The 26,391-nt window shown below is 29.5% G+C and carries 22 protein-coding genes and 1 tRNA gene; 9 read left to right on the top strand and 14 right to left on the bottom strand.

Annotation, left to right across the window (positions count from 1 at the left end; translation table 11 throughout):
* Positions 1-17: 17 nt before the first annotated feature.
* The 4 genes from mfd to HNP65_RS08270 all read right to left on the bottom strand — a co-directional run bounded on the left by mfd (position 18) and on the right by HNP65_RS08270 (position 4,605).
* The gene (mfd, locus tag HNP65_RS08285) at positions 18-2,747 is read right to left on the bottom strand and encodes a transcription-repair coupling factor (RefSeq protein WP_184619801.1); all 2,730 of its coding nucleotides are present in this window, start codon (positions 2,745-2,747) and stop codon (positions 18-20) included.
* Between the two features lies 1 nt (position 2,748).
* Entirely contained in the window at positions 2,749-4,020 is a 1,272-nt protein-coding gene (locus HNP65_RS08280) for a nucleotidyltransferase (protein ID WP_184619800.1), read from the bottom strand.
* Positions 4,017-4,466, bottom strand: coding sequence for a hypothetical protein (locus HNP65_RS08275; protein WP_126993893.1), 450 nt, complete (start codon positions 4,464-4,466; stop codon positions 4,017-4,019). The genes HNP65_RS08280 and HNP65_RS08275 overlap by 4 nt, the downstream gene beginning before the upstream one ends.
* Before the next feature lie 64 nt (positions 4,467-4,530).
* Positions 4,531-4,605: transfer RNA gene (locus HNP65_RS08270), tRNA-Val, on the bottom strand.
* A gap of 78 nt (positions 4,606-4,683) precedes the next feature.
* Here HNP65_RS08270 and HNP65_RS08265 point away from each other — a divergent pair.
* From HNP65_RS08265 to HNP65_RS08245, 5 genes are all read left to right on the top strand, one after another.
* Entirely contained in the window at positions 4,684-5,778 is a 1,095-nt protein-coding gene (locus HNP65_RS08265; protein ID WP_184619799.1) for a hypothetical protein, read from the top strand.
* A gap of 106 nt (positions 5,779-5,884) precedes the next feature.
* Positions 5,885-7,729 (top strand): ABC transporter substrate-binding protein, encoded by a 1,845-nt coding sequence (locus tag HNP65_RS08260; protein ID WP_184619798.1) that lies wholly within the window; start codon positions 5,885-5,887, stop codon positions 7,727-7,729.
* Positions 7,730-7,807: 78 nt separating this feature from the next.
* Positions 7,808-9,472 carry an Rqc2 family fibronectin-binding protein gene (locus HNP65_RS08255; RefSeq protein ID WP_184619797.1) on the top strand — a complete coding sequence of 555 codons (1,665 nt, stop codon included), beginning with the start codon at positions 7,808-7,810 and terminating at the stop codon, positions 9,470-9,472.
* The gene (gene uvrB, locus HNP65_RS08250) at positions 9,465-11,450 is read left to right on the top strand and encodes an excinuclease ABC subunit UvrB (RefSeq protein ID WP_184619796.1); all 1,986 of its coding nucleotides are present in this window, start codon (positions 9,465-9,467) and stop codon (positions 11,448-11,450) included. Before HNP65_RS08255 ends, uvrB begins: the two co-directional genes overlap by 8 nt.
* 50 nt (positions 11,451-11,500) lie before the next feature.
* Positions 11,501-12,310 (top strand): GGDEF domain-containing protein, encoded by an 810-nt coding sequence (locus HNP65_RS08245; RefSeq protein WP_184619795.1) that lies wholly within the window; start codon positions 11,501-11,503, stop codon positions 12,308-12,310.
* 13 nt (positions 12,311-12,323) lie between these two features.
* On the opposite strand, the gene coaE is transcribed toward HNP65_RS08245, so the two are convergent.
* From coaE to HNP65_RS08205, 8 genes are read right to left on the bottom strand one after another with little or no spacing between them, the layout of a single operon-like run.
* Complete coding sequence (coaE, locus tag HNP65_RS08240; protein WP_184619794.1) at positions 12,324-12,863, bottom strand: dephospho-CoA kinase; 540 nt, start codon at positions 12,861-12,863, stop codon at positions 12,324-12,326.
* Complete coding sequence (locus HNP65_RS08235; protein ID WP_184619793.1) at positions 12,860-13,075, bottom strand: hypothetical protein; 216 nt, start codon at positions 13,073-13,075, stop codon at positions 12,860-12,862. Before HNP65_RS08235 ends, coaE begins: the two co-directional genes overlap by 4 nt.
* Positions 13,075-14,424: a glucose-6-phosphate isomerase gene (locus HNP65_RS08230; RefSeq protein ID WP_184619792.1), complete on the bottom strand. Its 1,350-nt coding sequence runs from the start codon at positions 14,422-14,424 to the stop codon at positions 13,075-13,077. The genes HNP65_RS08235 and HNP65_RS08230 overlap by 1 nt, the downstream gene beginning before the upstream one ends.
* Before the next feature lie 31 nt (positions 14,425-14,455).
* Positions 14,456-14,968, bottom strand: coding sequence for an adenine phosphoribosyltransferase (locus HNP65_RS08225; protein ID WP_184619791.1), 513 nt, complete (start codon positions 14,966-14,968; stop codon positions 14,456-14,458).
* A gap of 20 nt (positions 14,969-14,988) precedes the next feature.
* Entirely contained in the window at positions 14,989-16,596 is a 1,608-nt protein-coding gene (locus HNP65_RS08220; protein WP_184619790.1) for a phosphodiester glycosidase family protein, read from the bottom strand.
* 9 nt (positions 16,597-16,605) lie between these two features.
* Entirely contained in the window at positions 16,606-17,910 is a 1,305-nt protein-coding gene (locus HNP65_RS08215; RefSeq protein ID WP_184619789.1) for a thymidine phosphorylase, read from the bottom strand.
* A complete protein-coding gene (locus HNP65_RS08210) occupies positions 17,897-19,171 on the bottom strand; it encodes a sensor histidine kinase (RefSeq protein WP_184619788.1) in 1,275 nt (424 codons plus the stop codon). The genes HNP65_RS08215 and HNP65_RS08210 overlap by 14 nt, the downstream gene beginning before the upstream one ends.
* A 4-nt stretch (positions 19,172-19,175) precedes the next feature.
* Positions 19,176-19,895: a response regulator transcription factor gene (locus HNP65_RS08205; protein ID WP_004103564.1), complete on the bottom strand. Its 720-nt coding sequence runs from the start codon at positions 19,893-19,895 to the stop codon at positions 19,176-19,178.
* A 210-nt stretch (positions 19,896-20,105) separates the two neighbouring features.
* Between HNP65_RS08205 and HNP65_RS08200 the strand changes: the two genes are divergently transcribed.
* From HNP65_RS08200 to HNP65_RS08185, 4 genes are all read left to right on the top strand, one after another.
* Complete coding sequence (locus HNP65_RS08200) at positions 20,106-22,247, top strand: sodium-translocating pyrophosphatase (RefSeq protein WP_184619787.1); 2,142 nt, start codon at positions 20,106-20,108, stop codon at positions 22,245-22,247.
* A 13-nt stretch (positions 22,248-22,260) separates the two neighbouring features.
* On the top strand, positions 22,261-23,004 hold the full coding sequence (locus HNP65_RS08195) for an energy-coupling factor transporter transmembrane component T family protein (RefSeq protein WP_184619786.1): 744 nt from the start codon (positions 22,261-22,263) through the stop codon (positions 23,002-23,004).
* Between the two features lie 92 nt (positions 23,005-23,096).
* A complete protein-coding gene (gene fabG / locus HNP65_RS08190; RefSeq protein WP_184619785.1) occupies positions 23,097-23,840 on the top strand; it encodes a 3-oxoacyl-[acyl-carrier-protein] reductase in 744 nt (247 codons plus the stop codon).
* Positions 23,841-23,935: 95 nt separating this feature from the next.
* Positions 23,936-24,859: a 1-phosphofructokinase family hexose kinase gene (locus HNP65_RS08185; RefSeq protein ID WP_184619784.1), complete on the top strand. Its 924-nt coding sequence runs from the start codon at positions 23,936-23,938 to the stop codon at positions 24,857-24,859.
* Here HNP65_RS08185 and HNP65_RS08180 read toward each other — a convergent pair.
* A complete protein-coding gene (locus HNP65_RS08180) occupies positions 24,824-25,840 on the bottom strand; it encodes an NAD-dependent epimerase/dehydratase family protein (RefSeq protein WP_184619783.1) in 1,017 nt (338 codons plus the stop codon). The two genes, HNP65_RS08185 and HNP65_RS08180, sit on opposite strands and share 36 nt — an antisense overlap.
* The gene (locus tag HNP65_RS08175) at positions 25,837-26,265 is read right to left on the bottom strand and encodes a MarR family winged helix-turn-helix transcriptional regulator (protein ID WP_184619782.1); all 429 of its coding nucleotides are present in this window, start codon (positions 26,263-26,265) and stop codon (positions 25,837-25,839) included. Before HNP65_RS08175 ends, HNP65_RS08180 begins: the two co-directional genes overlap by 4 nt.
* Positions 26,266-26,391 lie beyond the last annotated feature (126 nt).

Below are 26,391 nucleotides of genomic sequence, written 5' to 3'. Positions count from 1 at the left end.
CCATAAAAGTTTATAATTTATGATTTTGATAATTTTTCAATTTCATTTATAAATTCTTCTTCTGTTGAATAGATAATATATGCCTGCTCTTTTTCATTGTAAATATTTGGTAGGCTAAAACTAATTTTTTTGGCGGTATAAACTACTATGTTATCTTCATGTAGTTCGATTTTATTAATAGATAATTTAGAAGCAATTATGCGCATTTTTGCATACTTTAGTAAGTTTAGTACACTTTGTGGAACTTTTCCAAAACGATCATTTAATTCATCAATTAGATCAAAAATCATTTGTTCATTTTCGAATGAAGATATCCTACGATAAATTCTAAGTCTTTCTATTGGATTTGCAATATACTCTTCTGGTATTATAATTGAACCTTTTATACCAATTATTTCTGTTTTAATTTCGTTGGTTATTTTTCCGTATTCTTTGTTAAGTACTTCTTCTAGTATTTCAAAGTAATAGTGAAAACCAATATCATTTATAAATCCATGCTGTTCAAGTCCAAGAATATTTCCGATTCCCCTAATTTCCATATCTTTTAATGCTATTTGAAAACCACTACCTGGTCCCATAATTTCTTTAATTGCTTTTAATCGTTCTTTGGCTACTTTATTTATTTTTGAAGGATGGAAGAAATATGCAAAAGCTCTTTTATCTGAACGACCAACTCTACCTCTTAATTGATAAAGCTGAGCAAGCCCATATCTATGTGCGTCATCTACAATTAGTGTATTTGCATTAGGAATATCTACACCATTCTCGATAATTGATGTTGCCACAAGAACATCTAATTTTCCATGATAAAATTCTTCGATTACTTTTTCCATTTTCTTTTTTGGCATTTGACCGTTTGCTATATCTATAGATACTTCTGGAACTATTTCTTTTAACTTTTTAGCTACATCTTCTATATCATTAACTCTATTATGTACATATAAAACCTGACCACCTCTATTAATTTCTCTCATTATAGCTTGTCTGATTATTTTTTCATCGTAAGTATTTACATAAACCTGTATGTTTTTTCTTCCAAAAGGCGGTGTTTTAATAACAGACATGTCTTTTATACCACTTAGTGCCATGTGTAAAGTTCTTGGAATAGGAGTTGCACTCATCGAAAGTATATTAATATTTATCCTTAATTTTTTTAAAGCTTCTTTTTGTTGAACTCCAAATTTTTGTTCTTCATCTATTATTAAAAGTCCAAGATCAGAAAATTTTATAGATTTTAATAAGCCGTGTGTTCCAATGACTACATCAGTAATCCCTGTTTCAATTTTTTGTTTTACTTCATCTTTTTGTTTTTTTGTAAGAGAACTATCATATAATTCAACATTTATTCCAAATGGTTCAAACCTTTTTTTGAAGTTCTCATAGTGTTGACGTGCAAGTACTGTTGTTGGTACTAAAACAGCTACCTGTTTTCCGGAAATTGCGGCTTTAAAAGCAGCTCGCATTGCAACTTCTGTTTTGCCATATCCTGCATCTCCTGCGAGTAATCTATCCATGTTTTTTTCAGAAGAAAGGTCTTCTGAGACTTCCTCGATTGCTTTTAATTGGTCTTGAGTTTCAATGTGAGGGAATGTCTTAGCAAATTCTTTTTCAAGTTCGCTATCACCAAGTAAAGAAATTCCCTTAGTATTTTTTCTAAGTGCATTTATTCTGAGTATTTCTTTTACAATTTTTTCAATTTGTGATTTTGCCTTTTTAACTCTTTTAGACCAATTGTTTTTCTTTAGATTATCCAGAGCTACATTTTCATTTGTTCCTATGTATTTTTGTACCAAATCTAATCTGTCAGTAGGTACGAAAAGCTTAGAATCGTTAAATTGTAAAATTAAGAATTCTCTTTCTAGATCTTTTTGAGTAATTTTGGTAGTCCCTACAAATTTAGCAATTCCATATTCTTTGTGTACTACAATGTCCCCAATATTAAATTCATCTTCAGATAATACAGGAAGGCTATTAATTTTCTCCTTCTTTTTTTTATCGATTTTTAATTTTTGTATGTCTGTTTTTAAATCAATTTCATTTGCAATTTTTATTATTTCTTTAAAGTCTATTCCTGAATATCTTATGTAATTTTGTCTAAGTTTGGGATCTATAATTAGTTGTCTTATTTCTCTTTCTTTTTTTGAAAAACTTTCTATTACTTTAGGTTTATTAAAAATTTGAAATTCGATATTGTAATCTAAAAAAGTTCCGTTATATTTATCACCGATCATTGTTTCATGAATAACTGGTTCAATATATTCTCTTGCTGGAAGTATAAGGGCTTTTTCAATTTTTCTAACACTTTTTTGAGTAGAAGGATCAAAATGTCTAATATCTTCAATTAAATTGTCAAACAATTCAATACGAGTTGGTACTTCGTTAGGTCCATAAAAATCTATTATATCTCCACGTATTGAAAATTGACCCCCTTCGGTAACATTATATACTCTTTCATATCCAAGCTTTGAAAATAATTCTTCAGGTGATTCAAATATATCACCAACTTTTAATTCAATGACATATTTTTTTAAAATTGCGGGAGGCATTACGAATCTTGTTACAGAATACAACGTAGCTACCCCATTTAGATTATTATTAAGGGCAAGATATAAAGAGTATATTCTTTTTGATCTTACAAACCATGAATTTTCAAGATTTTCATATGGGAAAATATCATAGGAGGGAATATAGAAATATCCTTTGATATTGCAATCTTTTTCAGATGGAACTATTAAAATTTTATTCATATTATCCCTCAATTATTATTGGCTTTCTAAAATCTATACCAGATTTTCTTTGAGAAGAGTTAGGATAAAATAAAGTATAGATATTACTTGCAAGTATATCTTTTTCAAACTGCCAATTATATAAGCTTATGTTAAAATCCCATTTTCTTTCACTGTTTTTTAAAACATCTTTTAGTATTTTATTTTTGAGTGAAGGATTTGTGATGATTGGGATTTTAGATTTTTTCTTTGCATATGATAAAAATTCTTGACCTTTTTTTGTAAATCCAAGAACTCTTACATATTGAGGTCCTAGTTTATTTGAAAATTCCATATAGTTTTTTTCAAAATTGAAGATTGCATGGAATATCAACCTTCTTATTCTTGAGAATGTAAATCTTTTTGCTTTTATATTTTCAATGAATTCTTTAAGATTGGTTGAAATATTTGCGCTATCAATAAATCTTTTGTCTAAACCTTCACTAAAACCATATATGTTTTCTAAATTTTCTCTTGTCTTTAATCTAAATTCAGAAAGTATAAATTGTTCTAAATTTTCCAAAAAGACTGGACCTCTCCCTTTTTTGAATTCATCTTTTAAAATTAAATAAGTACTTTCGGGAACATATTCTTTAATACTTTTTGCAGACTTTATAGCATTTCTAATTGCAGTAGCTGAAGAAAATTTTCCTGATAAATTTTGCTCATTGTATTTTGCACCAACACGTTTAATAACATGATACTTAATGCTGCTGTTATATTTTAAAATCGCTTTGATGTATTCGATTCCTAGAATATCATTTGAGTTTTCTAGCTTTTTAATAGTATCTAAATCAGTTTTCAAAAATTTTTGAAGTGCAAATTTCCTTGCATTTGGATATGATAAACCTTTTTTTAGTTCTCTTTTTATTAGGTAATCAAACTCTTTTGAATTTTCATATAAGATTTTGGATATCTTTTCAAGAAAGGAAATATCAGCACTTTCACTTCCAAATACAATATCTGTAACAAGACCAAGTTTATGCATTAGGCCAACTGAGCCAATAGCAAAGCCTCCGGCATCTTGTAATGAATAAATAGTTGGAAGTTCAAATACTACATCGATACCATTTAAAAGAGCCATTTTAGCTCTTGCAAATTTGTTAACTATAGCAGGTTCTCCTCTTTGGCAAAAATTCCCACTCATAACCGCAATTGTAAAATCAGGGTTAACTAGCTTTTTTGCAGATTTTAAATGATGGAGATGGCCATTATGGAAAGGATTATATTCAACTACAACTCCTAAAACTTTCATTCTTCACCTCTAAATTTTCTGAAAACAAGTATTCCGCAAATAACTAATATAGCAAGATTTATTAGGAAAAGCATCATACAAATGTACATAGCCTCAATTTTATTACCGTTAATTCCAAAAAATTCTAAACCTAACCAAGTTGGTCCCAGCGATGCTAATTTGTATAGTTGAAATAAAAATGATATAAATGATAGTAAAAAAGAAATTATTATCCACAAATTAGCATATTCCCATGAATCTTTGGAAATTGAATAGAAACCTATAAAAAAACCATTGAGTGTAAAAGATATTGCTATTATTAGCAATGCTGATGAAATATTCATATCGATAGAAAAAATATTTTCTATTACAGGTGAAAAAAAGAAAATAGCTATGTAAAAACTTAAAAAGATTAATCCAATTGTTGAAAGCAATGTACCTAAAATATAAATTAAGTATTTTTCCATGTTTTACACCTCTTTAAATATTTTACCACAAAAATAGGGCCTTTAAGGCCCTTGATTTATTTTTTGGTGGGTGCGGCAGGGATTGAACCTGCGGCCTCTTCCGTGTGAAGGAAGCGCTCTCCCACTGAGCTACGCACCCATGCAAAAAAATAATACCATAAAAATTTTTTAAAATCAAGAATTTGGTGTATATTTTTTATAGGGGGCGAATTGAAAAATGGTTAAGAAATTTATTAATTTTACGCTATTTTTTGTTTTGACCGTTATGTTTTTTATAATTATTTCTCCTTATGTTTTTAAATATCAAAAATTTTTTCCAAAAACTTTGAACAAAGAAATTGTGTTTATTAATTCCAAACTTAAATTACATTATATTGATGATGAGAGAGTAATTAATTTTAAAGATATAAAAATTAATAGATGGATGAATAAATACGAGTTTTATAAGATACTAGTTAAAGAATTTTCAAAGTATCCTGGAGTGTATGTGCTATTACCTGAATCTAATAAATCTAACTATGTTCTACCATTTGAAATTAGGTTTGTTGATGGAGAATTTGTGGTTATTAATTCTTCATGTGATATTGAAGAAGGTGCAGTGGTTAGTAAAATTAATAACAGGGATTTGATTGAATACTTATCGGATTTTTATTCAGAAAAATATGTTATTAATGAGAACAAACAATTTTTTTCAAGATATATTTTCCCATTTTTAGGAGAATTTTTAAAGAAAAAGAGAATTGAGGTTGAGTATAAATTTTTAGGAAAGAGTAAAAAAACAATTGTTGAAACGATTCCTTATGAAAAGTTTATAAGAAAAGATCCAGTTTTGGTAGAAAACAAATCAAATGATTTTGCTAATATAACGATTTTCTCCTTTAATTTTTTAGGAGATAAATTTTCGGAAATTTTTGAAGAATTTGAAAATATCGCAAAAAATAATAACATTAAACATATAACTTTAGATTTTAGATATGCATATGATATTCCAATTGACTTAAGTAGTTTATACATGATAATGTCATTTTTAATAGATAAAAAAACAACTTTATTTGAAGAGGCAATGTTTAAACTTGGAAGCTATAAGTATACTTATAAAAATTTTGGGGAATTAGCCCCAAATAATGTAATGTTCAAAAATAAAGAAGTTGAAATAGTTGAAAATTGTTTTGATCCAATTGGAAGTTTAATTTGTAATATAATTAAAAATGATAAATTGGAATTTTACAATAATTATAAGGAAATTATTACTCCTTGGACAAGGTTAAGAATATACATTCCAAGTGCTAAATTTTTTATTAAACAGCTATAATATTTAATGTATATTTTTATAAAATGTAAAAGAGTTGATTTTTTTGTAAAATATGTGGTATAATAATTATGAACCATTACACTACTCCAGAAGAGGGGGGATTTTTGTGAAAAAACTTTTAGCATTTTTGATGGTAGTATTTGCGGTAGTATTATTTGCTGCCGATCCAAACACTTTGGTAGATGCAACTATTGGTGAGCCAGATACTCTTGATCCACATCTTGCATATGACACAGCTAGTGGAGAAGTTTTGTATCAGGTATATGAGAACCTTATACAATATAAAGGTTCCAGTTTGAACGAATTTGAACCAAGGCTTGCGACAGAAGTTCCAACAGTTGAAAACGGACTTATAAGAGACGGTGGAAAGACATACGTATTTCCAATTAGAAAAGGAGTTAAATTCCATAATGGAAATGATTTAACTCCTGAAGATGTTGAATACAGTTTCCAAAGAGCACTTCTTTATAGTCCAGCAGGTGGACCAGTATGGATGCTTTGGTATTCCATCTTTGGAATGTGGGATGTTGAAGATATGGTTTATGAAGTTTCCGGTAAAAAATGGAACGAATTATTCGATGAAAATGGAAATCCACTTCCAGAGGCTGAAGAAGTATTTAAGAAAGTTTATGATGTAGTAGATAAAGCAATAGAAGTAGATGGAGACAATGTTATAATCCATCTTAGAAGACCATATGGTCCATTTTTGAATGTAATTGCTCAAAGTGCTCACTGGGGAGCAATTCTTGATAAAGAATGGTGTATAGAAAAAGGGCTTTGGGATGGTCAACCAACTACATGGTGGAAAGAGCACGTAATGTCAAAAGAAGATTCTCCAATTTATCAAACGGCAATGGGAACAGGACCATACAAATTTGTAGAATGGGATAGAGCACAACAAAAGGTAATACTTGAAGCAAATGAAAATTATTGGAGAGAACCAGCAAAGATTAAGAGAGTAATTATATGGGGTATTGATGAATTTTCAACTAGAAAAGCAATGCTAGAAAAAGGCGATGCTGATATTGCATATATTCCAACACAATATCTTGATCAAGTAAGAGGAAATCCAGATCTTGAAATAATTGAAGGTATACCGACATTATCAGTTACAGTTCTTGGTTTTAACTGGTCAATTAGAGAAGGAAGCAAATACGTAGGTAGTGGAAAACTTGATGGAAATGGAATTCCATTGGATTTCTTCAGCGATGTTCATGCAAGAAAAGCAATTGCACATGTTATCAACTATGATGCACTTATAAGTGAAGTATTAAAAGGTTTTGCTAAGAGAGTTCCAACAGCATTACCAGAAGGTCTTCTTGGATTCGATCCTTCACTTCCATTGTATGATTTCAATCTCTTTAAAGCAAGACAAGAATTAATGCAAGCATGGAACGGAGAAGCATGGAAAAAAGGATTCAAATTCTCAGTTGCATATAACTTAGGAAATGAAGCAAGACAAAGAACAGCAGAAATGGTAAAAATGTATCTTGAAATGTTATCACCAAAGATTAAAGTTGATGTTGTTGGTTTGCAATGGCCAACATTCTTAGACGCAACAAAACGTGGAGAACTTCCAATATTCATACTTGGATGGCTTGCAGACTTCCCAGACCCAGATAACTTCATATTTACATATTATGATTCAAAAGGTGATTATAGCTCAAGGCAAGGAGCAAAATTCAGAGAATTTGTAAGTACACCTATGGAAGAACTTGGTGGAAAGAGCTTGGATGATTTAATCGAGCAAGCTTCAGCAGAAACAGATGCTGCAAAGAGAGCAGAGTTGTATGCACAAATTCAAAAATTTGTTGTAAAATATGCAATTAGTGTACCTCTTTATCAACCTGTTGGAGTTAGGGTTCACAGAAAATGGCTCAAAGGTTGGTATCCAAATGCAATGAGACCAGGTGATGATTATTACGCATACTGGTTTGAGGGAAAAGAATAATTAAAAAGTAATTAATTTCTTGCGGCCCATTATGGGCCGCATTTTTTATGTTATACTTAGGTATAGGAGGTAGATAAAATGCCATACGATGGGTTTGTTATGAGGCAATTTTTAGAATATTCAAAACCATATTTGCTTAATGCTCATATTAGAAATTTTTATATCTTTAATAAGATAATCTATTTTAGTTTTCAAAATTTTGATTTAAAAATTTCTCTTAATCCAAGTTATTCTTATATAACTTTTGAAAAAAGAAATTTACCTTTAAAGACTAAAAGTCATTATTTTGTTGAGTATTTAAGAAGTAAAGTTAGAGGTGGTATGATAAAAAATATTGAGCAAATTGGATTGGAAAGGACTTATAAGTTTGAAGTTTATAAAGTTGATGATGTTGGAAATAAACATAATTATGAAATTTATGTTGACATAATGGGAAGACATTCAAATATAATTTTAGTAGAAAATGGGATAATTTTGGATGCATATAAACGAATAAAAAATAGATTTAGAAACATTTTTCCAGGAGAACAATTTAAAATTTTCAGTTCAAATAAAATTAATCCGCTTGATGTAAATCAAATTAAAAAGCTTAAAACTATTAATGAAAGCAAAAAGGCTTTAGAATTTGTTTTCAAAAATATTCAGGGATTTTCTAAAGTAACTGCTAGGGAATTGTTGTATAGAGCAGGTATAAATGAAGATGAAGTTATTAAATGGGATGATAAATTAGAAAAAATTTTGAAGGAAATTATTCAGGAATTTAGTGAGAATTATATGTATGTTTATTTTGAAAATAATAAACCATTTGAAATTTCTGCATTTTCTTTAAATCATTTAGCTGAAAAATTTAGAAAATTCTCAAAACCTGACGAAGCAATTAATTTGTTTTTTAGTTGGAATGAAAAAAAGAGTTTAATTTATCAAAAGAAAAAGACTTTGGAAGATGTATTGGTAAAATATATAAGCAAGTTGGAAAATACATTAGATAAGATTAATATTGAAATTGAAAAAAATAAAAATTACGATTTGTATAAAAAATATGGAGAACTTTTAAAGGCTTATTTTTATCAAATTGATGAAAAGTTGAATAGCGTAGTTTTGTATGATTGGGAAAATGACGAAAATATCGAGGTTCCTCTAGATTATAATAAAGAACCACTTGAAAATGCAAATCATTACTTTAAAAAATACAATAAAATGAAAAATAAGTTGAAAGGTCTTCTGGAAAGAAAGAAAGTATTAGAAGATGAATTAGACTATCTATATCAAATTTGGTACACAATTGAAGATGCTGAAAATGAAGAAGAAATAGAAGAGATAAAGTTTGAAATGCAAAATATGGGGCTAATAAAAGAGAAGAAAGGTAGAAGTAAAAAAGTTATCAAATCAGAGCCAAGAAAAGTAGAGCATAATGGGTTTGTAATATATATTGGGAAAAATAACAAACAAAATGATGAACTTGTTCGTAAGGCAAATGATGAAGATTTATGGTTTCATGTTCATGAAATGCCTGGATCACATGTTATATTAAAAAACAATGGAAAGGTTATAAACGAAGAAGTTATAAGATTTGCTGCGGAGCTTGCAGCTGGGTATAGTAAGGGTAAAAATTCAGGAAAGGTTCCAGTTGACTATACAAAGGTAAAATATGTTAGAAAAACTAAAGGTTTAAAACCTGGCCTTGTACTGTACAGTAATTATAGAACAATTTATGTAAGACCGAGGAGGATTGATGATGTTTAAGGTCTATTCGGATTTTTCACCGTCAGGAGATCAACCTCAAGCAATTAAAAAATTAGTTGAAGGTTTAAAAAAAGGATATAGCATACAAACTTTATTAGGTGTTACAGGAAGTGGAAAGACATTTACAATGGCCAAGGTTATTGAGAATGTTGGCAAACCAACTCTTATAATTTCACCCAATAAAACTCTAGCTGCTCAATTATACTCTGAATTTAAATCTTTTTTTCCAGAGAATAAAGTTGAATTTTTTGTAAGTTACTACGATTATTATCAACCGGAGGCATATATTCCAACTAGAGATTTATATATTGAAAAAAATGCTGATATTAATGAAGTAATTGAAAAAATGAGAATCAGTGCAATAAAGTCAATTATGACTAGGAAAGATGTTATTGTTGTAGCAAGTGTTTCAGCAATATACAATTGTGGAGATCCTAAAGATTTTAGTGATTTAAATTTTGTTTTATCTGTAGGACAAGAGATTGATTTAGAAAGATTTTTAACACATTTAGCAAGAATTGGTTATGAAAGGAAAGAAGAAGTTGCACTTGGAGGAACTTTTAGAGTTAAAGGCGATGTCATAGAAATATATCCTAGATATCAAGATGAAGGAATAAGAATTGAGCTTTTTGGTGATGAAATAGACTCGATCTATACTTTTGATCCATTGAACCGAAAAATTATAGAAAAGCTTGACAGGGTAGTTATCTATCCTACAAAAGAATTTATTACGACAGAAGAAAAAATCCAAAGGGCAGTCAAGTCAATTTTAAAAGAATTAGAAGAACAGTTAGAATATTTTAAAAAGCAAGGAAAGTATTTAGAGGCTGAAAGATTGAAGCAAAGAACAATGAATGATATTGAACTTCTTATAGCACTTGGATATTGTTCAGGGATAGAAAATTATTCAAGACATTTTGATGGTAGAAATCCTGGAGACCCACCATACAGTCTTTTAGATTATTTTGGAGATGATTATCTTGTATTTATAGATGAGTCGCATATAACTATTCCCCAACTTAGAGCAATGTATAGAGGAGATTTTTCAAGAAAGAAAAACTTGGTAGATTATGGTTTTAGACTTCCATGCGCTTATGATAATAGACCACTGAAATTTGAGGAATTTTGGAATAAGGTTAAAAATGTTATTTTTGTTTCAGCAACACCAGGAGATTTTGAAATTAATAATTCTCAGCAAGTTGTAGAACAAATAATAAGGCCGACAGGACTTGTTGATCCTGAAGTTGAGGTAAGACCTACTCAAAATCAAATAGATGATCTTGTTAATGAAATTTCTAAAATAAGAAAAAGAAATGAACGCGCATTAATTACTGTTCTTACTAAAAAGACTGCTGAAAAATTAGCAGAATATTTAATAGAAATGGGTATTAAAGCTTTGTATATTCATTCTGAGCTTGATACGATAGAACGTGTTGAAGTATTAAAAAAACTTAGAAGAGGAGATGTTGAAGTAGTTGTTGGTGTAAATTTGTTAAGAGAAGGATTGGATTTACCAGAAGTTTCATTGGTTGCAATATTGGATAGTGATACTGAGGGATTTTTGAGAAGTGAAACTACATTAATACAGATTATTGGAAGGGTTGCAAGAAATATAAATGGTAAAGTAATAATGTATGCTGATAAAATAACACCGGCTATGAAAAAGGCAATTGATGAAACAAATAGAAGAAGGAAAATTCAGATTGAGTATAACAAGAAGCATGGTATTACTCCAAAAACTATAATTAAACCACTTGATGAAGAAATATTTAAGCAGTTTATGACAGATGAAGATGAGGAAAAAGAAGAAATTAAAACAATATTTGAATTAAAAGAATCTCTATCAATTGAAGAGTATATTGCATTGCTTGAAGAAGAAATGTATAAGGCAGCATCAGAGCTAAGGTATGAGGATGCGGCAAGATTAAGAGATGAATTATTTAATATCAGAGAAAAATTAAAGAATAAATCTTTTTGAACGATAATATAGATGAAAATAATTAAAAAATTGTATAATAAGGTGAGAGTATGGGAAAAATTTCAGATATTATATTTGAAGCAAGTGAAACTTTGAAGGAGAAAGCATTATTTCCATTATTTTCAATTTCTGTCATTGATATAATTGGAACCATAGAAAAAGAAGAATTTTTTTACAAAATGGCTAGAACTTTGTTTAATATTATACCAGCAGTAAATGGTGTAGAGATTTTTGATAATAAGTTAATAGCATCGTTTGGAACAACTAATGGTAAAAATAAAGATTACAAACTTAATAATATAATTTTTAGATTATATTTTAATAAAATTAGTCAGTTTGAAGAAAGACTTTTAAAATATATTTTGGCTATTGCGGAAATTCATTATAGAAATGTAATAAAATTTGAGCAGGTGAAAGGAAATTCATTATATGATGAATTAACAGGTGCTTTAACAAGAAAAGCTGGAATAGAAATTTTACAAAAAAAATTTTACGAGATTAAAAGAAGCAACAAAAAAGCAAGTATCGTGTTTATAGATATTGATGGTTTAAAAGAAACGAATGATAAACTTGGACATTTTGCAGGTGATAAATTGCTAAGAGAGTTTGTTTTAGTTGTTAAAGAGTTAATAAGAAAAGGTGATTTTATAATTAGATGGGGTGGTGACGAGTTTGTATTGTTTTTAAATACTATAGATGCAAAGAGTGTAATTAATAGATTGGAAAGTTTGATCAGAACGAAGTTTTCATGGGGCGTTTCCATAATTCCAGAAGGGTTTAATGACATTTTAGAAGCGGTTGAATATGCAGATAAGCTTATGTATAAACAAAAATTTTTAAAAAAGATGAAAAATAATTAAAAAAGTGCCTCTTTTAAAAAGAGGCACTTCTCATAATAAAAGTATAGATTTTTTCAAGCTTTTCGTAAAGTTCTTTGATTGATCCGTCATTGTTTATAATAATTCCCTCATCAAGTATGTCCACTTGGTTTTTTAATATGTTTTCTATAGCTTTTTGAGAAAGTCTTCTTTCAGAAACTCTTTTAAAAATTGTATCTAAACTACATTTTACTGTAATCGTAAAATCACATTTTATTTTTAATCTTCTTTTTATAGCTGCTTCAATTACATAGAAATTTTCTTTGGCAGTCATTTTTTCAAGAATTTCTAACATTTTTGGATGTAAAATTTGTTCTAATTTTTTGAGCATTTTTTGATCTTGAAATACGATATCTCTAATTTTGCTTCTATCTAATGTATTAAAATCTTCTAAGATTTTGTCTTTTTCATGTTCAAAGGCAATTTTCCCAAGCTCATCCATATTTATATACTTAAATCCTTTTTCTTTAAAAAATTTCGATACAGTTGATTTTCCTGTTCCAATTTTGCCAGTAACGCATAATATTAATTTCAAATTAGCTTCACTCCTAAATCTTTAATTGCATTATTTTCTAACTCTTCTTTGGTAATAATTCTAAGAGTTTTTTCTGGTAACATGTTTTTAGGAGTTTTTTTTATTTTTTCTTCAAGATTTTCACCATTTTCAATTACGATAGTAATAAAGTCATCTGATTCGTAAATGTTTATTGGAGAAAAAATGTTTGATAAAACTTCAATATAATTCATTACAATTCAATCCTTTTTTTCTCAATGTTTATTTTATATTCATTATAACCTGGTCTTCCCATCAGGGCATAAGTTATCTTTTTACCAAGTTCAACACCAGGTTGATTGTAAGGATTTATATTAAACAATTCACCAGCAATTGCAGTTGCAAGTTCATAATGCATAAAAAATTCGCCAACATGTACTTCATCAATAGCAGGGAATGTTATTTTTAATGAGGGCTTACCATGTTCCAAAATAGCGCTTTCAGTTCCAAGCTGTTCGTTATTTAATAATTCAGATAGGTGTTTTCCTTGTAAATAGGAAAGAGCTTCTTCATCATGAACATTTGGTATTTTAATATCCCTATTGAATTTTTCAGTTTTTAAGAAAGTAATGATTTTATCATCTGGACCTTCATTATATAATTGAACCTGTGAATGCTGATCAACAGCGCCAAGTGCTTTAACTGGTGTTTGTCCTACATTAACTATATTTCCATCTTTATCTAGCTTTTTTCCAAGGCTTTCTGCCCATAGCTGCCTATACCAATCAGCAAGGTAATAGAGTCTATTTGAGTAAGCCATCATAACGGAGATATTTCTTCCTTTATTGTAATATAAATAGTGAGTTATTGCTATTAAAGCTGCAGGATTTTCAAATAGTGGTTTTAAGAACCTTGAATAAGCAATTTTTGCCCCATCGTACAAAGCTTCTATGTTTATACCTGCTGCGTATGCTGATAAAAGGCCAACTGGTGTTAAAACACTGAAGCGACCACCAACATTTTGTGGTATTTCTAAAGTTTTTATGTTTTCTTCATTAGCAATTTTTCTTAAAACCCCTTTTTCTGGATCGGTAGTAAAGATAAGATGTTTTTTTGGATCGAGACCATATGATTCGATAATTCCACGAGCAATTAGATAGTTTGACATTGCTTCAGCTGTACTCCCAGATTTTGAAATGACATTAAACAATGTTTTTCTTATATCGATTGTATCTAAAATGGAAGCAACAAAATCTGGATCAACATTATCTATAACAAAAATTCTTAACTTTCTGTTTCTTTCATCTTTAGAAAGAAAGTTCCAGTTAAGTGGTTTCAATGTATTTTGAAGAGCAATATTTCCTAAGGCTGAACCTCCAATACCAAGAACTACTAAATTATCAAACTGAAAAATAGTATCTTTTAAATCTAAAACAGAATCTATCCATTTTCTTGAAAAAATAGTTTCAACAAATCCAGGGCGGTTAGTATCAATTTCCTTTATGATTTGATTTATTTTATTTTCGTATGATTTTACTTCATTAAGTGTAATATTATTTGGAACTTTATTGCTAAATAAATTTGTAAAGTCAAATTTAAGCATTATACACACCCCTTTATTTTAACAATTTTATTTAAAGGATTATTAATGATATAATATTTTCATCTTTTAATATATTTCTGGGGTTGAGATAACTAAGTTCAATTAAAAATGACATTGCAACTAATTCTCCACCTGCTTTTTCAACAAGTTTTTTTAACGCTTTTGCTGTTCCACCTGTTGCAAGAACATCGTCGAAGATTATAACTTTCTGTCCTTTATTTATGCTATCAACGTGCATTTGAAGTTCTGCTTCTCCATATTCAAGGGTATATTTTTCTGATATTACTTCATATGGTAATTTTCCAGGTTTTCTTACAGGAATAAACCCCTTATTTAATTTGTAAGATAACGCACCACCAAAAATAAATCCGCGAGCTTCTGGGGCAACTATTAAGTCAAAATCGATTTCGGATAATTTTTCAGCAAGCATATCAATAGCATGTTTAAAAGCCCCTTTATCTTTGAGTAACGGTGTAATATCTCTAAATATAATCCCCTTTTCTGGAAAATCAGGAATATCTCTGATAAAAGTTCTTAAATCCACAACAGGCACCTCCAAATTTTTTATTTTACGCCCAATCCAACTGGTATACCACGTTGAATAGTACCATCTTGATTTACAACTTCGTCCTGTATTACCATAGCACTTGATCCACCACCATCTAGCATCATAGCATAAAAATATCCTTTTTCAAGTAAAAATTCTGTTGCTATATCATAATTCATTCCAGGTGAATCATTATATCCTTCAATTACAATAAAATCAACTTTACCTTCTTTTGTAATTGCAATAATAGTTCTACTAGTCTTTGATAATGCGAGACCATTACCGTATCTCAATTTTTCTTCATCACTGTCTATTAATTTTTTTCCATTTTCAATTAGCAAAGGACCGGCACCTATTGCATGTTTAATAGGGAATGGAAAATCAGAATTAAGTGTTAAATTCACCTTTGATCCCACTTCTATATTTTTAAGATATTTATCGTACTTTTTTGTAATTAAAAGAACCATTGAATCTTTTGGGACTTTTTCAACGTATTCTTTTGAAATTATTTGATTATTGGATATTACAAAATAATTTTTATCATCATCTTTAGGAACTTTTAATGCATATTCATCTGTATATAGCAAAACTTCACCTTTTGCATTTGTATTTACACCCTTTACGAGAAAAAGCAAATCATCAAGATAAATATTTACCTCTAGGTTAATTCTTTTTATAAATACTTCATTTGAATATGTTACTATAAATACAGGTCTTAACCCATATTTGTCCGATAAAAGTTTACCATCTTTTATAACTAAGTCAATTGGTATATTAGTAGATGGATCAAAATAGTTTGCATTTATACCTGCAATGCAATTATTTTTTTTGAGCATTTCTCGCAAGTCTTCTCTGGTGCCTATTCCATTACTTGAAATAATTGGAAGAATTTCTACTTTTTTTGGATCTATGTGTAGATAATTTACTAAATATTTTTTTTCATTAAAAACTTCAATTTTCCTTTCCCATTCGAGCCCATCCTTTAAAGTTTTTCTATCTTCTTCGGTAAAATTAAGAACAATTTTGACAATATTTTTTTGAAAAGAAATAATTGGTACAGGTTTTAACCTATTGTTTAAAATGAAAAATAAGAATGAATTTTCATTTTTTTGAAAACTAACATTACCTATTATCACAGGATTACCTTTAATTGGTTTTAATTCTATTGTCAAATCTCTGTTGTCAACCGATAAATTAATAAATTCTTTTGTTATTTCTTTAGAAAAGAAAAATGTTAGATTATTATCTTTAAATTCGACACTTTTTAGTAATGGTAAAGTATCATAATATATATAGATATTGCCCTCTTTAATAACCGAAAGATTTAGATATTCTTTTAAGAAGTTAATATTTAAATAAAGTTCATTATTTTCAATTTTATAAGCATTTTTATACTCAACATCAAAATTTATGGTAAATGTACCATCTTTTCCAATAAAAAGATCATCATTAAATACCATAAAGATTTTTTCATTTTTAACATATTTAAATCCAATATCTTTTAAAGTTTTTTCATCAATCCATTTGTTGGAAAAAAAATAAGCTTTGTTTTGAAACAACAATGAATTAGTGAAAACTAGCGTACCAAAAATAAAAATCTGAAGAATCAAAATTAACTTTTTCAAAGAGACACCTCACTTTACTATGTCTAAAATAATTTCCAAAGAATTAGTTTTCGAAGAAGAAATATTGTAAGCTTGTTTGAGTAAGTTCATAGCTTCATTAATATTACTTTTTTCAGTTACATAAAGTCTTACCAGTGTATCTCCATTTTTTACTTTGTCACCAATTTTTTTCAAAAATTCTAATCCAACAGAATGATCAATATTATCTTCTTTTTTGACTCTACCTGCACCTAAATAATTACAGGCAATACCAACTTTTTCAGTATCAATACTTGAAATATATCCATCTTCGGACGCTTTGAATTCAACTATTTTGCTGGAGATCGGTAATATCTTTTCAGGAGATTCTACAACCATTTCATTTCCTTCTTGTGCTTTAACAAACTCTCTAAATTTTTCAAGGGCTTTGCCTGTATCTAGTGCTTCTTTAGAAAGCTCTAAACATTTCTCATATGATCCAAGGCCGGCTAAATGGCACATCCAGGCAGAAAGTGTTAAGCAAAGAATTCTAAATTTTTCATCGCCTTGTCCTTTTAAAGTATTAATTGCTTCTAATACTTCAAGAGAATTTCCTGCAAAGGTTCCAAGTGGTTCGTCCATGTTTGTTAAAACTGCAACAGCGGTTTTGTTATGAGATTTTGCTATTTCGACCATTGCACTTGCAAGTTCCTTTGCTGAACTAATATCCTTCATGAAAGCTCCACTGCCTACTTTTACATCTAAAACAAAAGCATCAGCACCACCTGCAAGTTTTTTGCTCATAATACTTGAGGCGATCAACGATATTTCATCGACAGTTGCAGTAGCGTCACGCAGTGCATATATTTTCTTATCCGCAGGTGCTAAATTTGCTGTTTGGCCTACAACCGCAATTTTATATTTATTTACATTCTCAAAGAATTTTTCAAGACTTAATGAAGTTTTAAAACCTGGAATTGATTCTAGCTTGTCAATAGTTCCACCTGTGTGGCCCAACGCTCTCCCTGACATTTTTGCAACAGGAATTCCTAACGATGCTACAATAGGTGCAACAACTAATGTTGTTTTATCACCAACGCCACCAGTTGAATGTTTGTCAACTTTAACTCCTTTTATTGGAGAAAGATCAAGCATATCACCGGATTTTGCCATTATTTCCGTAAAAATAGCTCTTTCGTCTTTGTCAAGATGTCTAAAGTAAATTGCCATTAAAAAAGCTGACATTTGATAATCTGGAATTTCTCCATTTACATAACCCATTATCATATATTGAATTTCTTCTTTTGTTAATTTACCACCGTTACGTTTTTTTAAAATCACATCATACGGTCTCATTGTTATCTTCCTCCCTGTTGATTGGTAGTGTAACTACAAATTTTGTTCCAATCCCTTCTTTACTTGTAAATTCAATGACTCCATTGTGTTTTTCAACTATTGTTTTCACAATTGAAAGTCCTAAACCTGTTCCACCCATTTTTCTACTCCTTGCTTTGTCAACTCTATAAAATCTTTCAAATAATTTCTTTTGAGCTTTTTCGGGGATGCCAACTCCTGTGTCTTTCACTACCAATTTAATTGAGCTATTTTCTTTCCAAGCTTCAACAGTGACTTTCTTTTTGCCTTTTTCCTTTAATGAAGTATATTTGATTGCATTATCAACTAAATTTAATGTCATTTGAGTTAACCTGTCCTTGTCACCGACTAAGTATAACTCGTCAGGATAAACAAATTCAACTTCTACTTGATAATCTTTTGCAAGCGGCTCAATTATATTTCTAACATGTTCTAAAACTTCGGTAAAATTTATTTCTTCGAAAACAAATTGTGTATTTCCTGATTCAAGTTTTTCTAGATCTAAAAGATCGTTTATAAGTCTGGTCATTCTTGCAGCCTCAGATTCTATAATTGATAGGAACTTTCTGATTAATTCTTTATCTTCAAGATCATCTTCAAGTAACGCTTCAGCATAACCATGTATAGAAGTAAGAGGTGTTCTAAGTTCATGTGATACATTGGATATGAATTCTTTTCTAACATTTTCAAGGACACGTTCCTGTGTTACATCATGCAATACTATTATAAACCTTTCGTTATTTTGTTCTAAGGTAACAGGTACAATTTTCACTTCATAGTATTTTTTTTCACCATTAACAAATATACTTATTTCGCCAGAAGTTAAGCTTTTATTATTAATGGTTTCATCAAACATTTGATTGACATAATAATCTTCAAAAACTTCATAAATTTTCCTTTCTTCAATTCCGGGTCTAGTAATTTTACGTGCTTCATTATTAGCGAAAGTAATAGTTCCATCCTTTTTAGTGATTATAATAGGATCAACTATGTTATTGAGGATAGTTAAATGATTTTTTAAAGATAGTTCAAGATCATAATTTTCTTCTTCAAGTTTTGTAATTTTTTTTCTTATTTTTTCCGCAATATAAAGAGGAGGAGAATCTTTTTCCTCCTCTATTAACAGTGCTAATTTATTTAAAGCTTCTTTGTAAATTTTCATTTTTGATAATTTTTTTCTAAAATAGGCAATTGTTATTAATAAGATTATTGTTATAAGTATTGTTGAAACTTCAAGAAGCATGTCATTATTCTTCCTTTCCAGGATCTCTAAACTTGTAGCCCTTTCCTCTAACAGTTACAATATATTTTGGATTAGAAGGATCTTCTTCTATTTTTGTTCTAAGTCTTCTTATATGGACATCGACTGTTCTTGTGTCACCAAAGTAGTCATATCCCCATAATTTATCAAGTAGTACATTTCTTGAGAAAACTTTCCCCTCATTTTCAGCTAAAAATCTTAAAAGATCAAATTCAAGAGGAGTAAGGTTTACTTTTTTACCTTTGATTTTAACTTCGTATTTGTCTACATCTATTTCGAGATCTTTGGCAACAATTTTTTTAGGTTTTTCTTCTTTAACTTGAGTGGAAAGTTGCATTCTTCTAAAAACTGCTTTTATACGGGCAAGTAATTCTCTTATACTGAATGGTTTAGTTATATAATCATCTGCGCCAAGTTCCAAGCCTAATACTTTGTCGAATTCTTCACCTTTAGCACTTAGAAAAATCACAGGTGTAGATTTATATTTTTCTTGACTTCTAATATTTCTGACAAATTCAAATCCGTCCATTCCAGGTAACATAATATCAACTAAAAACATATCAATTTCTTTGTCTTTTATTTCTTCTAAGGCTTTTTCGGCATCTTCAACTGGAACAACCTCGTACCCCTCTTTTTCAAGCGTAAAACTAATAAGTTCTAATATCTCAGGTTGATCATCAATAACCATGATCCTTCTCTTTCCCATAAAATTAACCTCCTCTCGATTTTAAATGTTAATTGATATCTTCTTGAAACATTATATCATATTTTTTAACAAAATGGAAATACTTTTGCATGTTTTTGGAACAAAAAAATGTTATAATTCTGTTAACAAAAGGTGATAATAAAATCTTTAAAGAACTTTTACATTATAAATTTAAGTTAGAATTTTCACAAAAATTGAGGGGGTGATGATATGCTTATATATTTATTATTACCTTTTGTCGGTGTATTTCTTGCTTTGTTAAACTTTTGGAGTGTAACAAAAAAGCCTGAGGGTACAGAGAAAATGATAGAAATAGCAAAAGCTATTAGAGAAGGTGCTGATGCATTTATTTCTCATGAATACAAAGTTGTTTTTAAAATATCTGTTCCAATTGCAATAATCCTTGGATTATTGACTGAATGGTATGTTTCAATTTCATTCTTAATAGGTGCTCTAATGAGTTCAATAGCTGGTTATATTGGTATGAAAATAGCAACGCGTGCAAATGTAAGAGTTTCAAACACTGCTCGTGTAACAAAAGACATAGATAAGACATTAAAGGTAGCTTTCCATGGTGGATCAGTTATGGGACTTTCTGTAAGTTCATTTGCTCTCCTTGGTTTGGGATTAGTTTTTTTAATTTTTGGATATCAGTTAAAAAAAGAATATTTAGTAATTGTAGAAAATTATCTTGGTATAAATTTTATTCCATTTGCAATGACAGTTTCTGGGTATTCTTTGGGCTGCTCAATAATTGCAATGTTTGATAGGGTTGGTGGAGGTGTGTATACAAAGGCGGCAGATATGGCAGCAGACTTAGTTGGAAAAACCGAATTAAAACTTCCAGAAGATGATCCGAGAAACCCTGCAACAATTGCAGATAACGTAGGAGATAACGTTGGAGATGTTGCAGGACTTGGTGCAGATTTACTTGAAAGTTATGTGGGGTCTATACTTTCAGCAATAGTTTTAGCTTCATATATTTTTGCACTTTCTGGTGGGATATATTATGAGACTGCAAAAAAGTTAATTTTTTATCCTTTTTTGTATACAATAATAGGTTTAATAGGAAGTATTATAGGTATCTATTATGTAATATTTAAAAAAGGTTCTGGAAAGCCACACAAAGATTTGAATACTGCACTTATCCTATCAGCTTTTTTAAGTCTGGGTGGAAATTTTTTAATGACAAATATATTTTTTGAAAATGTAGATGGTCTTGAAAAATTTGGATTTAGATTTGGAAAATTTTCACCCTATGTTTCTTCAATTTTGGGGATCTTTTCAGGTATTATTATTGGGCTTCTTGCAGAATATTATACATCTGATGAATTTAGACCAACTAGAGAGTTAAGTTATAAATCAAAAGAAGGAACAGCAATAGTAATTAGTAGTGGCATGGCATTAGGAATGAAAAGTGTCTTTATTCCTTCTATATTTTTGTTTGTTTCAATCTTATTAGCTGATTATTTCTCAGGTTTATATGGAGTAGCAATGGCTTCAATTGGTATGTTGTCATTTGTTGCAACGTCTGTTTCTGTTGATTCATATGGTCCTATTGCAGATAATGCAGGTGGAATTAGTGAAATGGCAAAACTTGAACCAGAAGTTAGGGAAATAACTGATAAACTTGATATGGTTGGTAATACTACTGCTGCAATTGGAAAAGGTTTTGCAATTGGTTCTGCAGCACTTGCCGCTTTATCTTTATTTGCATCTTATGTTTTTTCACAGACTTCACCAGGAATGTCAGTGAAAAATATATTTGATTTTCTTAATTTGAATATTATAAATGCGAAAACACTATCTGGAGCAATAATAGGTGCTGCACTTCCATATATGTTTAGTGGGATTTTAATAGAATCCGTAGTAAAGACGGCTGCTTTAATGGTTGATGAAATTAGGAATCAAGTTAAAGAAAACCCAGGAATTTTAAAAGGAACTCAAAAACCTGATTATGAAAAATGTATAAGAATTAGTGCATCAGGTGCTATAAAACAGATGTCAAAGCCGGTTTTTATTGCAGTATTTACACCAATAGTTTCAGGGTTTTTCTTAGGTACAGAATTTGTTGGAGGAGTGTTGGTAGGGACTACTTTAAGTGGTATAATGTTAGCGTTATTTACTGCAAATGCTGGTGGTGCTTGGGATAATGCAAAAAAACACCTTGAGCAAGGTAAAATTCCTGGAGCTAGAAAAGGTAGTAATGAACATAGTGCATTGGTCATAGGTGATACAGTAGGAGATCCTTTAAAAGATACAGTAGGACCAAGTTTGGATATACTTATAAAAATTATGTCTGTGATTTCTTTGATTTTGGCTCCATTATTTTTGAAATTCCACATTTTTTAGCAGGAGGTAAGTTATGAAATTTGCTTTTGGAAGATATGTTCCTACAGACTCAGTTATTCATTCTCTAGATCCAAGATCAAAAATTGTATCTTCATTTCTTTTTATAGCAACAGTTTTGTCAGTTAATAGTTTATATGATTATATTTGGTTATTTTCTTTGTTTATGGTAATAGTAAAGATGTCAAAAATTTCAATAAAGATATATCTTAGATCAGTTAAGAATATGTGGTTTTTAATTGCTTTTGCAACTGTTATACAGTATTTTGTAAGTGGAATTGAAACCGCAGCTTTCATTGCATTGAGATTAATTTTTGTTGTTTTGTTTGCATCGTTTCTTACATACACAACTTCTCCGCTACTTATTGCCAGAGGTTTAGCTGATTTGTTGAAATACTTTGGTGTGAAAAAAAAATATAGAGAAGACTTTAGTATGATCATGACTATTTCTTTTAGATTTATACCAATTCTATTCGATGAAGTTGATAGAATTATAAAAGCTCAAATTGCAAGAGGTGCAAAGTTTGACCAACCTGGAATAAGGTATAAAGTTCAGGGCATTGTGGCTATAATTATACCATTGCTGATCTCTGCAATCAGGAAAGCAGAAGAAATTTCGATAGCACTTCAAGCTAGAAAATATGGGGTTTTTGAAAGAAGTAGTTATTATGTTTTAAAATGGAAGAAAATTGATACATATTTTTTTACATTTTCAATATTTGTTTTTTTATTTCTTTTTATTTTAAAAATTATTTTTTAATAAAGGTTGTTAAAATGCAATAATAATAGTATAATTGTAATTGTAAAAGTTAAATGAATCTAATTTTATCTACAAAAAAAGGGGGTTTTTATATGAGATTGAAAGATAAAGTTTGTATTATAACCGGAGCAGCAAGTGGGATAGGGAAAGCAGCTGCATTGTTATTTTCAAAAGAAGGTGCTACAGTTATTGCATGTGATATGTCCGAAGAAAATTTAAAAGTATTAAAAGAAGAAAATCCTGGTCCCGGAGTTATTGATACTTATGTTTTGGATGTTACAGATAGAAAGAGAATAAATGAGGTTGTTGAAGAAGTTGCTAGTAAATATGGTAAAATTGACGTTTTAGTAAATAATGCAGGAATAACGAGGGATGCTCTTTTGTTAAAAATGAAGGAAGAAGATTGGGATGCAGTAATTAATGTAAATTTAAAAGGTGTATTTAACATGACACAAGCAGTTGCACCTTTTATGATTAAAGCAGGTAAAGGAAGTATTATTAATACATCTTCAATTGTTGGAGTTTTTGGTAATATAGGTCAGACAAATTATTCAGCAACAAAAGCAGGTGTAATTGGTATGACTAAAACTTGGGCAAAAGAGCTTGCAAGAAAAGGTGCCCAAATTAGAGTGAATGCCGTTGCACCTGGATTTATAAAAACTCCTATGACTGAAAAAGTTCCTGAAAAAATAATTAACGCTTTGAATGAAAAAATTCCATTAAAGAGAATGGGTGAACCTGAAGAAGTTGCAAATCTCTATTTATTCTTAGCTTCAGACGAATCTTCATATATTACAGGGCAAGTAATTGGGATAGATGGTGGATTGGTAATTTAAAGAGTGTATATATTGAAAAGGTGCCTGTAAAATGCCAGGCACCTTTTTTTATTTTTTATGTTAAAATTAATTAAAAGATTAAGGGAGGTAATAAAATGATATTTACACTCACAATGAATCCGTGCCTTGATAGGTATATTTATGTAGACGATTTAAAGCTTGATGACACAATCAGAGCAAAAAAAGTAATGGATTATCCTGCCGGAAAAGGAATAGATGTATCAAGGGTTATTAAAGAGCTTGGTGGAATTTCAGTAGCTATTTCTCTTTTAGGTGGTGATACTGGGAGAAAAATTGAAGAAATGCTTGATATGGAAGGTGTTATATATACCACGATAAGGGTTAGTGTAGAAACAAGAACAAATATTATTTTAGAAACAAATAGTGGACAATTTAGAATAAGCGTTCCAACTAAAGAAGTTTCAAGAAAAAAGCTAGAAACAGTTTTAGAAGTTTTAAATGCTATAGTTAGAAAAGGAGACATAATTGTAATTTCTGGAAGTCTTCCAACTGGAGTTTCTCCTGATTTTTATACCGGAATAATTTTTGCTTTAAAACAATGGGGAGTATATGTTTATTTTGATGCAGATGGTGAAAAGTTAAAATCAGGATTATTAGGTGGTCCTGATGTAATAAAACCTAATCAACATGAATTTGAAAGGCTTGTTGGTAAAAAAATAGAAAAGTTTGAAGATTTTATAGAACAAGGTAAAAAATTGATTTTGGAGTATAATCTTAAAGAAATATTATTAACTTTAGGCTCAAAAGGGGCTTTATTATTGGCAAATGATGAAGGATATTTTGCTAAACCTATTGATGTTCCAGTAAAAAGCGCAGTAGGAGCTGGCGATTCATTTTTAGCAGCTTATGTTTTAATGAGAGAAAAAGGTAGATATGAAGCCTTTAAGTGGGCAAATGCAGCAGGAAATGCAGCAGTTATGACTCCTGGAACCGAGTTATGTAAAAAGGACGATGTTTTAAATTTACTTGATAGAGTTCAAATTGAGAGGATTTATTAATTTCTCTTTTAAAAAGTAGTTTGAAAGCCATTTCAATGTATCATAAAGAGTTATTTTTATATCTCTTGGATTATAATTTATTTCTTTAGTAGCTTTTTCATGTGAAAATGTATAGTTTCTTGTTAATGTATGTATTGAGTAAGGAGTAAATAGTGGTTTTTTATTTACAAGATATCCAAAACTTGTTGAAAATAATGATAGAAAATATGCAAAATGTGTATTTATAACTTTTGGTTTTGTGTTTTTTCCTGTAATTTCATTTAATAGATGTATAAGCTCAGTTGTTTTAAAAGTTTTGTTTGAAAGTATATAAAAATTAGCTCTTTTATCAAGGTAAATAAGTTTAATAATTCCATCTGCAACGTCTCTTACATCTACAAAATCAAAACTTCCATCGATAGTGTATTTGAGTTTGTTGGTTAAATATTTTAAAAACATTATCCCCATTTCAGATGGTTTAAAATCAAATGGGCCAATAATACCAGTTGGGCATACGGTGGTAATATCTAAGCCTGATTTTATTGCATTAAGAACTGCAAGTGCTGCAAATGCTTTTGATTTGCCGTATACTCCAGAAGTTTTTGAGGGATCGATATTAGTGTTTTCATCTATAACAGTTCCAGGCTTTGGCTCTTCGAATGCGTGAACTGAGCTAATGTAAATTAGTTTTTTATTTAACTTTTTACAAACTTTAAGTATGTTTTTAGTCCCGTTTATATTTACTGAGTAAACAGCTTTTTTCTTCCAGGGAAGTATTGATATAAGTGCAGCAAGATGAATAATTATGTCAGCATCTTTTGATAGTTTTTCAACTAGTGTATAAATTCTTACATCACCTTTTACGATCTTTACATTTAACCCTCTCAAACTTTCACATTTGTCACTTGGATGAACAAGTGTAACAACTTGTTCCCCCATTTTTAAAAGCTTTCGGATAAGAACATTTCCTAAATGCCCTGAACCACCAGTAATAAATATCATTTTTTCTCACCTCCTAAATTTTTAATAAAGTATTCAAAACCTTTGTTAATAATTTGAAGTTCATTATCAGGAATTTTAGAAATAGTATAGTCAACAATTTTATTAAAATCTTCCAAAAATTTATGAAAAATGTTTTCTCCTTTTTTTGTTAAAATTAAGAATATTTTTCTCCTGTCTTTGCTAGACCTTTTTCTTTTGACAAGATTTTCATGTTCCAATTTGTCAATAATGACTGTTACAGTACTTTTTGAAAGATTTAGTTTTTGAGAACATTCTTTCATTGTAACGTCTTTATTTAAAGCAATAAAAAGAAATACATAAAACTCATTTGTAGTCATTTTTGAAAAAACTTTGTTTGTTTGAAAAAAATTGACAAAATTTACTACTAGTGAGAAGATTGTTTTTAGGATATCTTCTTTATTCAAAATAGCACCCCTTAATATAGTTTAATTTATAAACTATTTATATTATAAACAATTTAAATCATGAACTAAAATTAGATTAAATTGTTTGTAGCTCTTTGAAAGCGATTTATAATTAATTATCTTTTT

This window comes from Thermosipho japonicus, from assembly GCF_014201655.1.
Classification (GTDB): Bacteria; Thermotogota; Thermotogae; order Thermotogales; family Fervidobacteriaceae; genus Thermosipho; species Thermosipho japonicus.
Note: the sequence above shows the minus strand (reverse complement) of the source record. Positions and strands in the feature narration are given on the sequence as shown.

Excerpts from the sequence above, each read along its gene's own strand:
- mfd (WP_184619801.1), bottom strand. The coding sequence starts at position 2,747 with ATGAATAAAATTTTAATAGTTCCATCTGAAAAAGATTGCAATATCAAA.
- HNP65_RS08280 (WP_184619800.1), bottom strand. The coding sequence starts at position 4,020 with ATGAAAGTTTTAGGAGTTGTAGTTGAATATAATCCTTTCCATAATGGC.
- HNP65_RS08275 (WP_126993893.1), bottom strand. The coding sequence starts at position 4,466 with ATGGAAAAATACTTAATTTATATTTTAGGTACATTGCTTTCAACAATT.
- HNP65_RS08265 (WP_184619799.1), top strand. The coding sequence starts at position 4,684 with ATGGTTAAGAAATTTATTAATTTTACGCTATTTTTTGTTTTGACCGTT.
- HNP65_RS08255 (WP_184619797.1), top strand. The coding sequence starts at position 7,808 with ATGCCATACGATGGGTTTGTTATGAGGCAATTTTTAGAATATTCAAAA.
- uvrB (WP_184619796.1), top strand. The coding sequence starts at position 9,465 with ATGTTTAAGGTCTATTCGGATTTTTCACCGTCAGGAGATCAACCTCAA.
- HNP65_RS08245 (WP_184619795.1), top strand. The coding sequence starts at position 11,501 with ATGGGAAAAATTTCAGATATTATATTTGAAGCAAGTGAAACTTTGAAG.
- HNP65_RS08235 (WP_184619793.1), bottom strand. The coding sequence starts at position 13,075 with ATGAATTATATTGAAGTTTTATCAAACATTTTTTCTCCAATAAACATT.
- HNP65_RS08230 (WP_184619792.1), bottom strand. The coding sequence starts at position 14,424 with ATGCTTAAATTTGACTTTACAAATTTATTTAGCAATAAAGTTCCAAAT.
- HNP65_RS08215 (WP_184619789.1), bottom strand. The coding sequence starts at position 17,910 with ATGAGACCGTATGATGTGATTTTAAAAAAACGTAACGGTGGTAAATTA.
- HNP65_RS08210 (WP_184619788.1), bottom strand. The coding sequence starts at position 19,171 with ATGCTTCTTGAAGTTTCAACAATACTTATAACAATAATCTTATTAATA.
- HNP65_RS08205 (WP_004103564.1), bottom strand. The coding sequence starts at position 19,895 with ATGGGAAAGAGAAGGATCATGGTTATTGATGATCAACCTGAGATATTA.
- HNP65_RS08200 (WP_184619787.1), top strand. The coding sequence starts at position 20,106 with ATGCTTATATATTTATTATTACCTTTTGTCGGTGTATTTCTTGCTTTG.
- HNP65_RS08195 (WP_184619786.1), top strand. The coding sequence starts at position 22,261 with ATGAAATTTGCTTTTGGAAGATATGTTCCTACAGACTCAGTTATTCAT.
- fabG (WP_184619785.1), top strand. The coding sequence starts at position 23,097 with ATGAGATTGAAAGATAAAGTTTGTATTATAACCGGAGCAGCAAGTGGG.
- HNP65_RS08185 (WP_184619784.1), top strand. The coding sequence starts at position 23,936 with ATGATATTTACACTCACAATGAATCCGTGCCTTGATAGGTATATTTAT.
- HNP65_RS08180 (WP_184619783.1), bottom strand. The coding sequence starts at position 25,840 with ATGATATTTATTACTGGTGGTTCAGGGCATTTAGGAAATGTTCTTATC.